Origin of the sequence: Piscibacillus sp. B03 (genome assembly GCF_052246295.1) — a bacterium.
GTDB lineage: Bacteria > Bacillota > Bacilli > Bacillales > Alkalibacillaceae > Piscibacillus.
The window spans coordinates 1-8,750 of record NZ_JBQQCO010000042.1; the positions used below are offsets into that span (position 1 = coordinate 1).

6 protein-coding genes are annotated in these 8,750 nt (G+C 36.1%); 2 read left to right on the forward strand and 4 right to left on the reverse strand.

Features of this window, described 5'->3' with window-relative positions:
* The 3 genes from ACTWQB_RS16310 to ACTWQB_RS16320 all read right to left on the reverse strand — a co-directional run.
* Positions 1–728 (reverse strand): hypothetical protein (locus tag ACTWQB_RS16310; protein WP_443140223.1); only part of this gene is annotated, 728 nt, incomplete at its 3' end.
* A gap of 181 nt (positions 729–909) precedes the next feature.
* Complete coding sequence (locus ACTWQB_RS16315; RefSeq protein WP_443140224.1) at positions 910–3,555, reverse strand: type IV secretory system conjugative DNA transfer family protein; 2,646 nt, start codon at positions 3,553–3,555, stop codon at positions 910–912.
* A gap of 269 nt (positions 3,556–3,824) precedes the next feature.
* Complete coding sequence (locus tag ACTWQB_RS16320) at positions 3,825–5,198, reverse strand: replication-relaxation family protein (RefSeq protein WP_443140225.1); 1,374 nt, start codon at positions 5,196–5,198, stop codon at positions 3,825–3,827.
* Between the two features lie 808 nt (positions 5,199–6,006).
* Here ACTWQB_RS16320 and ACTWQB_RS16325 point away from each other — a divergent pair.
* Positions 6,007–6,333: a hypothetical protein gene (locus ACTWQB_RS16325; protein ID WP_443140226.1), complete on the forward strand. Its 327-nt coding sequence runs from the start codon at positions 6,007–6,009 to the stop codon at positions 6,331–6,333.
* 24 nt (positions 6,334–6,357) lie between these two features.
* Entirely contained in the window at positions 6,358–7,680 is a 1,323-nt protein-coding gene (locus ACTWQB_RS16330) for a plasmid replication protein (protein WP_443140227.1), read from the forward strand.
* A 14-nt stretch (positions 7,681–7,694) separates the two neighbouring features.
* Here the strand turns inward: ACTWQB_RS16330 and ACTWQB_RS16335 are convergent, their stop codons facing one another.
* Positions 7,695–8,723, reverse strand: coding sequence for a hypothetical protein (locus ACTWQB_RS16335; protein ID WP_443140228.1), 1,029 nt, complete (start codon positions 8,721–8,723; stop codon positions 7,695–7,697).
* Between the last annotated feature and the right edge of the window lie 27 nt (positions 8,724–8,750).

Genomic DNA, 8,750 nt, shown 5'->3' on the forward strand with positions numbered 1-8,750 from the left:
TCCACACCCTCAACGGCAACGAATATACCGTGAATAGGATCAACGCGTGACACCTTACCCATCACAAGGTCTGATTGACGCATACTTTGTAAGCGTTCAAATGGGTCTTCCATCGTTAATCGACGACTCACTTCAACAAGAACACTGCCATCCTCTTGTTGACTAAATCGTTTCACGACAACTGGAACCGTCATCCCTCGATCAACTTCGACTGGTAGTTCGTTACGACGATTCCAACTCCACTCACCTTCTTTTAAGAAGCAATCTTGACCTTCAACACGTAGATGAACGGTTTGCGTGCGGATATTAAGGTTTTGGACAACACCTTCATAGACTTTTTCTTGTAAACGTCCTTGCTCGTCTAAGGTACGAATTTCGTTCAAAAAGTTATTCGCTTTTTGTTTATCCGCTTCAATAACCGATACAATCGCAATTTGATTCTCCAGATTCAATTGATGGATTACCACATCATGTTGTGTACCAACAAATCCATTTAACGTTGCAAAATCATGTTCTCTAAAATAATCTCTCGGGCAATAACCTGTGATACCACCCTCTAAATGAAAAATGGCTACTTCTGTTTCTTCGCTACGTGTCGTGCCGTCCTTTTGTTGAACAGGAATAGTCATACGACTAACGGTACGTACAACCCCTTTGACAAGTTCACGATTACGACTTTTAATACTTAACGTTTCAATTTCTTCTCTTGTTAATGGTTCAAGTGCCATAACAATACATCCTCCCTTTGTTTTTTTCCAACAAAAAACGCCCTGTACAAGAAGACACACTTAAGGTGTATCTTCATTGCACAAGGCGCTCTTGCGACAATAGTGATTGAGTTTTTTATTGATTAATCGTATTATATCGAAATGTTTTTTAAAAAGCAATATTTAGTTTTATATAGTCTATTTATGAGTCACGTTCGGTCATGAGTGATCGAAGCAATGCATCTGTTGTATCGTCGTTAGGAGGTTCACTTACTTTGAAGTTATGATCATTCGACGTGGTTGATGACGATTGTCCCTCCATATCTTCTTCATGGTGAAGTTGCTGTTCTGACTCATTTGGTTGAGATAGGTGCTTATCATCAACACCTGTTCCTGTTTCTCTAGCCGAAGTGTCAAATGCACGTTGGTCAATCACATGATCGTGTTCATCTTTTAAACGATTGTTCTCTTCAGAACGACGATATGATAATGACAGAGGTGCTTGAGGACGTTGATGATACTGTACGTCTGACTTCGGGAAGTCGTCATAGTCTACCGTTGGGAGCTCATACTCGTTGACAATCTCCTGTTTAGTTGACTGTTCTAACTTCTGTTGTTTGTCCTCCTCGACTTGTTCTATGACGTCTTCTAGTGCTTGCTCACTATTTTCAACAGATGTGAATTGGTCATGCTCAGCATATGAACGGCGAGCCTCTAACCACATCTTAGCCGCTTCTTTTTTAACTCTAATCTTACTCTTTTCAAACTCATCGTACGGCACAAAGTTAGCCGCAATTCGTTGAACAGGTAGAGGGCGATTATGTTGAACAACCTTTACCGCACATTCAAACGCATCTTGGAACATAATATCTGTTGAACTCATCCGTTCTTCTTCAACACGTTGATAACTGTTATGTTGACGCACCATCGGATTATCCTGAAGCGGCGATACCACTTGCTCACCACTTTGCTCTTCGTAACGAAATTCTTCACCAAACATCTTACTAAAATACTCAGCATCAAAAGCTGGTACATCCCCGTAAACCATACGGTGACGCAAAGTCCCAATCAACGTCGTTAGATAATGCTCGCCATAACGGTCTGCCATTTGGGCAATGGTCTGACAGATAACTGTAATAATACATTTATACTTACGACTTTGAGATGGGAATTCTCTAAATGGTTGATACAGATAATCGGGCGCTTCATCGACTAATATATGATGATAAGGACTTATATCAGGTTTACGTCTGAACACTGCGTTTTGCAACGATAACAAAACGATTTTCCCAAGGACGTTCGAAAGATTTTGCATTTCCCCTTTAGCCGTATTACATAATAATATGCCACCCTTCTCTAAGAAGGCATCCATATCAAATTCACTCTTCCCAAATAACACTCGTCGAATGAGAGGGTTCGCTCCAATATCATTAAGGATATTCCGTAAACCTTGAACAAACTCTGCTTTGGCATCGTAATATTTTATCTGTCCTCGATACTTACCTTCCTTGATCGTAACCGCTTCCCCACGTTCACGAACAGGTAATAGATTCATATCAAACCACTCATCCACCTGTTGAATAATTTTCCACTTGTTATATTCATCACGATCTTCAATCGAATCTATATCATCTGGGATTCGTTTCTTCAGTTGCTCGTGCATATAACGAACAACTTGAGGGTTGTTATACATATCTAGCAACATATCAAACGTTACTTCTTTTTCTTCATCGTGCATCTTTAATAAGTAGACGTACTCTTTTAAATGGGACCTCTGACTTTGCTCAAAAAAGAAGTTAGCTCCGTCACCCGCTTCATTCAACCCTTCGATAACTTGGGCCATCGCTTCAGCTACTGTTTCAACTGGCCCCTTCATGGGATTGAAATTAGGTGTATTCGGATCAAGTGGGTTAATATACGTGATGGATTCATCAGGGATGCCATGTGCTTTAACTAGTTTATAAGCTTTCTGACATAGATCATTAGACGGCTCAATAATACTGATGCCATTCAAGTAACTGCCTTTAACGTCTTCAGTGTCATAGTCTTCACGTTGACTAATCTTAGGATAATCATTAATAAATCTAGTAATGTGATGCAGATCTTGATTAATCAAAGGTAGAGCCAAAGTAGCGGTCTTACCAGAACCGATTGAACCTATGATTATATTATTTAATGTTCTGTCTTTTCCAGGTTGAACGACATACTCTTTGGTATCTAAGTTTCGTCCAAGTTTAACATCTGGAAGATTATTAGTCTTTTCAATGCTCTCAAACTTTTCAAGAAATCGACCCGTCCATTTGAAATCTTTAAACGATAAATCCAAATCATCACGATAGGATTGATAGGTATTGATCCCAATCATCGTGAGAATAAAGGTTGCCGACAAAGGAAAAATCATCATCATGAGGAAGGCTGTATTCGTCTCAGGCATAACAGCTTCCATAAAGGCACTTCCCTCTACATCAACATACGTTAATAGTTCTTGTATAAACGGAAGAACGTTGACAATAAACATTTTGAACGACAACCACAAGAATGACGTAGCTAGACCTAACCACGTCAATAAGAAATAACTTCGCCGTAGCGTTAAATGCTCGAATAACTTAACACGTGTTGATAATAAAAATCCAAATAAAATAACCCCATTCGCTAAAGCATATAACCAAAACGAAATCGTCATAGGCTCTAGTAGAAAAGGAATATGAACAACGGACTGCGAATAACTCGCATAAAGCAAGTTGCCTGCATTAACTAATGTAGCCACAAACCAATAGATTGTAAACAAGAAAAAAGAAAGAGATAGGATAAGCGGCAACTTTCTATAAACGTTTTGAAAGATTTTCAAAACTTCACCTTCTTTCGTATGATATTCAATTCTTATGAACGTAAATAAAACTCATAATTAATGTGACTAATAGAATTAAGTCAAAAATGATTAATGCTACATAGTAGCGGAACTTGCTGTCTTTCAATTAATCCCCCCACAATTAAAAACACCCCACACAACAAGAGACACACGACATGTCTCTTCATTGTATAGGGCGCTCCTATTCTAATAGATTAATATGTTGTCGCCATTATTATACAAAATCAAGTTCAAAAAGGCAATAAACACTACACATCTTCGGTGGTGACTCGCCCTCTCGCTAAGACACTGGCAAAATCAATCACTTCTTTATCTCCATGTAAACCCACTTCACGATAGAATAAAGGGAATGAGCCATGAGCGTTAATAGCTTGATCAGGATAAGTAGACATTAATTGACGGTATAAATATTCTCGTGTATCACTCCCCTGGGATATTACTTCCGTTGGTAAAACGCCATCATACATTGAACGCTCATTAGCAAATACAGCGACAAATAAATCGATAGATTGGTGATTTGATTCTAAGAAGCGGGATATTCGACCAAACGAATGCGCATCTCCTTCAATCAACGGTATAAAAGCTAACTCTCTCGAAAAACCCGTTTCTTTATTTTTAAACGTAGTAATCGCAATATCATCTCGCCATTCCGCTTCACTAATCTCATAAGATGAATGTTCTATTTGTGTCTCAATATCTGTTAAGAGGGCTTCGACATATTCAATAGGTTCATCCCCTAAATCATCAAATAAACGTAATACACTACGTTCTTCAACAATAGAGCGTAATGGTAGAGCCCATACCTTTACGTTGTCCGGTAAATCATAATCCACAAAAGATTGTTGGATGGTTCGGAGTCTTCTTTTTCGTTGTGAAGGAAAGATAGAATTTGTTGGCAAACTATCATCAACCACGACAAACACAACAATGTGTTGACATTCCGGTTTTAACTCACCTAAACGCTTGTAACGTTCCCACTTTTCGCGGAAACGTGGCATCCTCTCACTACCTGTATCAACCTCAATATAAATAAACCTGTTGTCAGCTAACTCGTGAATAAAATCAGGTGAAACAATTAATTCATTTCCCTCCAACAGTAGTGAGAAATCAAACGCTTTACCATATCCCCCACCAGAACTATATCCGTAAGTGAAAGGCATAAGACGACTTGACACTTCGCTAGTTAATACTGAGTGATCAGAGATACTTTTACCCATCACCGATGTCAATGAAGGTTTGCGATAATTAACATATCTTGTGTACTCAGACTGAGTTATAAACTCAGTTAATAACAATATATCCAGTCCTCGTTTCCCCATATAGGCAATCTTTTTTGTGCTCCAAGGTGTAATCTGTACATAATCAACTGTACGCAACAACTTATGGTCAACAAATTTTCGAATACGATTATAAAAACTATACTTAGGTTTGGCTTGATGCAACTTAAAAAAACGATACAGTTGTTCTAATGTAGCAATACGATGTTTGGCTAGAAAGTATAATATGTGCAACTCTTCTCGAGATAATTCAATCCCTTTTTCTTCATTCGTACGTCCATCAATAACTTTATATTTGGTTTTAACATTTCCTTTTTCTTTACGTTTAATTTCCTTTAATTCCATACAATCGACACCCTTCTCTATTTACTATTAATATAAGTCATTTTACATACTAGATATGTGTAGGTAAATAATGTGGAATTATAAGTGATATGTAAATTAATTTAGTCACGGTGGTTAGCGTGATTTTATATTGGTTAAAATACCAAATAAATACAATATAAACAAGGGTAAACCAAATAACATAGACCTATTACAGTAGGTAACACCCCCTAAGTAACACCCCTATATAATTCACCCAAGTAACACCCCTTATAAAGCACCTTCAAGTAACACCCCGTTACAAATTATGAGACGAGTCGTTTTCGCACCTATCACTCTTAGAAATTAGGCTGATGGGAAAAATAAAACTTGCAGGTTTATTTCGATCTAGAAAAACAACTCTCTAAAATGAAACATCTACTCTCATTTTCGGTTCTAAACAGTAACAATCGTCTATCCTCTTCTGTTTCAAATTAGCAACTTCAGTTTAATTGTTATTAAATGAAAAAAAAGCATTGTTCTAATTCCCTCACTTTAAAAACAGATTTCAGATTAACACATTCATGGTTCTCTCACCTTAGGTTCCTTATAGTTCTAAACTTTCTTGTTCCCCTCCTGTAAACTCAACAATCGTTAATTGAAACAAAGTAGCTGTATAATGCATTTTTGACTGATTATAATTTTATTAAAGATATTAATTTAATAATTATATATAGATAATATCTTTATTAAAATTATTTTTATTGAATTATTAAAGATATTAATTTACAATTAATATCATAGCTTAATAGATTAATAAATTAGATTACTTTGAAAGGGTGATTTGAATATGAACAATCATTCATCTTCTCCTTCCGTCTCAGAAATTTTCGATACTATACTGGACGGTATTGGAAAAGCAGTTGTTTTACTTTTAGTTCTAAGTGATGAAGAACAGCCACTATCCAAAACGCAGCTCGCGGAAAAAGCTAATGACGTGTATAAAAAGAAACACGGTACTAAGCTTATTGCTTCATTAACTTACCAAAACGCTTTGGTGTCTCGTTTAGAAGGGGCAGGATTGGTTACTGTTAAAGAAGATGGGAGAAAACGAATGGTCGAGTTAACGAATATAGGAAAACAATTTATTCGTTACATAGATCCTGACAATCAATAACTATATTAGGGAGTGTTTTATAAAGTGGAAAAACTATTTGAGATTAATCGTGATATGCAAGCATTATCAAATCGTAGTGATGTCGATATTAGTTTGAAGTTTGGTTTTGTTGGATTAGGTATGGGTGGTGGTTCCATCGCCGCTGCATGTGCTGGTATCAAAACGAATATTCAAAACCTTCATTATCCATATAACGCCTTATTAATTAATACGAACCCAAAAGATTTCTCTAAAGTTAATACTTCAAATAGCAACATTCATCAAATCACATTAACAGGTTATGAAAAAGGGGCAGGTCGTGATGCTCGTGTAGGTGAGCGAGCTTTTATAGATAACAAAGACAAGATCCAAAAAGCAATGAAAGACTACCTTAATGATCGTGACTTCATTTGGGTCGTAGCAGGTCTAGGTGGCGGAACTGGTACTGGTACGATTATCGAAACACTAAAAACGTTAGATGAAATTGGTTTCGGTGGTAACATCGGATTGATTATTACATTGCCCACTAATAATGAAGGTGTATTACCTATTAGTAATGCTCTAGAACGCGTACAGATTATTAACAAAGCTATTCAAGCAAGAATGCTAGGCGCTACTATCATCGTTGATAATCAAAAACTATTTACAGAATACCTAGAGGAAAATCCTAATGCACAAGCTCCAGAATATCTTGAGTTCAGTAACAACTTTGTAGCTAACACATTGCATGGAGTCAATGTCATTACAAATTCATTTGAACATCAAGGTGGTAACTTCTTTGATGCATCAGAATTCGAACGTATGTTAAAAACACCTGGCATTCTATCATTATCAAAAGTACGCTTTAATGCTAGCGATTTAGACGTAGATAATAAAGCAAGTTACGTTCCGAAAATCGAAAACAGTATTAATGATGGTATTCTCTCAAACGGCTATAACTTTAATAAAACAAAGCATGCAGCTATTAATGTAGTAACGAACCCGTCCACAGCTAATCGAACATTCAATATGGTGTTTGATAACACATTGCAAAATCTATTAGAGAAGTATGCACCGTTCGCACAACAAAAACCTTTATCTGAGTTCGTTGATAAATCTAGCGATCGCATTGACTTCTATGCTATGTTCGCAGGTCTAGATTTCCCTAAGCGTGTAGAAGAGTTGGTTGAATTAAAAAAGATTTATGATGAACGTCAAGAACAACAAGCACAAAGTGATATGAGCAGTGTCTTAGATAGTCTTACATTCGACAATCAAGACTATGATAAGCCTCAAGGGCAATCATTAAGTGATGTATTAAGCGGTTCATCATCCGAAAAAGACACACAAGGAGAACAAAAGAAAAGTAAATGGGACAAATTAATCTAATCAAAAAGTGATCCTTAAATAGGATCACTTTTTTGATTGCCACTTAATAGTTTCATATTTTTTAAGGTTTTATCATCAACATTTTCTTCTATTGAAAGAATTCGTTGCTCTATTTGTTGTAACTCTAAAGTTACTTCGTTTACTTCCTCTTTTAATTTTTCTACTTCTTCTTGTATTTTTCTTCTTATATTCTTTTCCTCTTCTTCTAATTGCTCATGAGATTGATTAATACGTTTTATCTCTTCATTAGCAAAATCATAATCTTCATCTTTCACACGTTCCAGATGCTCATTATAAAGTACTTCTGCTTCTTTCTTAGTTTTTTTAAATAGACCCTTAAAGCCCAGCGCATCTTTAAAGTCACTCATGGAAGAAACACTTGCTTTCTGATGTCGTTTTAACTCATCATAAACCACATCTAACTTAGAATATAACGTTTTTTGCTCTTCCAAGTGAGTCCGTTCTTTTTCCCACAATCGTTCATTTCTCTCGAGTTCATACGAAAGTTGTTTTATTTGATTATTTAAAAGGTCACGTCTGTGACTGGCGTTATCCTTCTGTTGCTTTAAATTCGTAAGGAAGATCATTTGCTGAAACATTTTGTATAACTCATCTTGTCCCGATTGTTCTTTTTGATAATCTTCTTTAACACTATAATTGGAACCATGCAGAGATGACGAAGCTACATGACCAATGATTTCAGCGATTGTCATAGGTCCTCTATTTAATAATTGTTTAGCTAAAAAAATCATTTTAAGTTTAGCAACACCCAAATAGTCAACAACTTTACGATTACCAATAGTTTGAACCTTTACATATTCATCAATTTGATACCGATTTAAATAATTTCGTACTTCCCAGGGTTTATGTTGCTCCCCTATTATTTTTGTCACTTCACCAGTTGAATATGAATGTGATTCAGATAATTTGTTGAAAAACTCATCATCATCTAAAAACTCGAATAATATTCCTTCTTGCTCTAAATATCTGTAAAGAGGATCATGTTTTAATTCATTTTGTATTAATTCCTTCATATATGACATACTAACACCTCCTGATATAGTCAATAG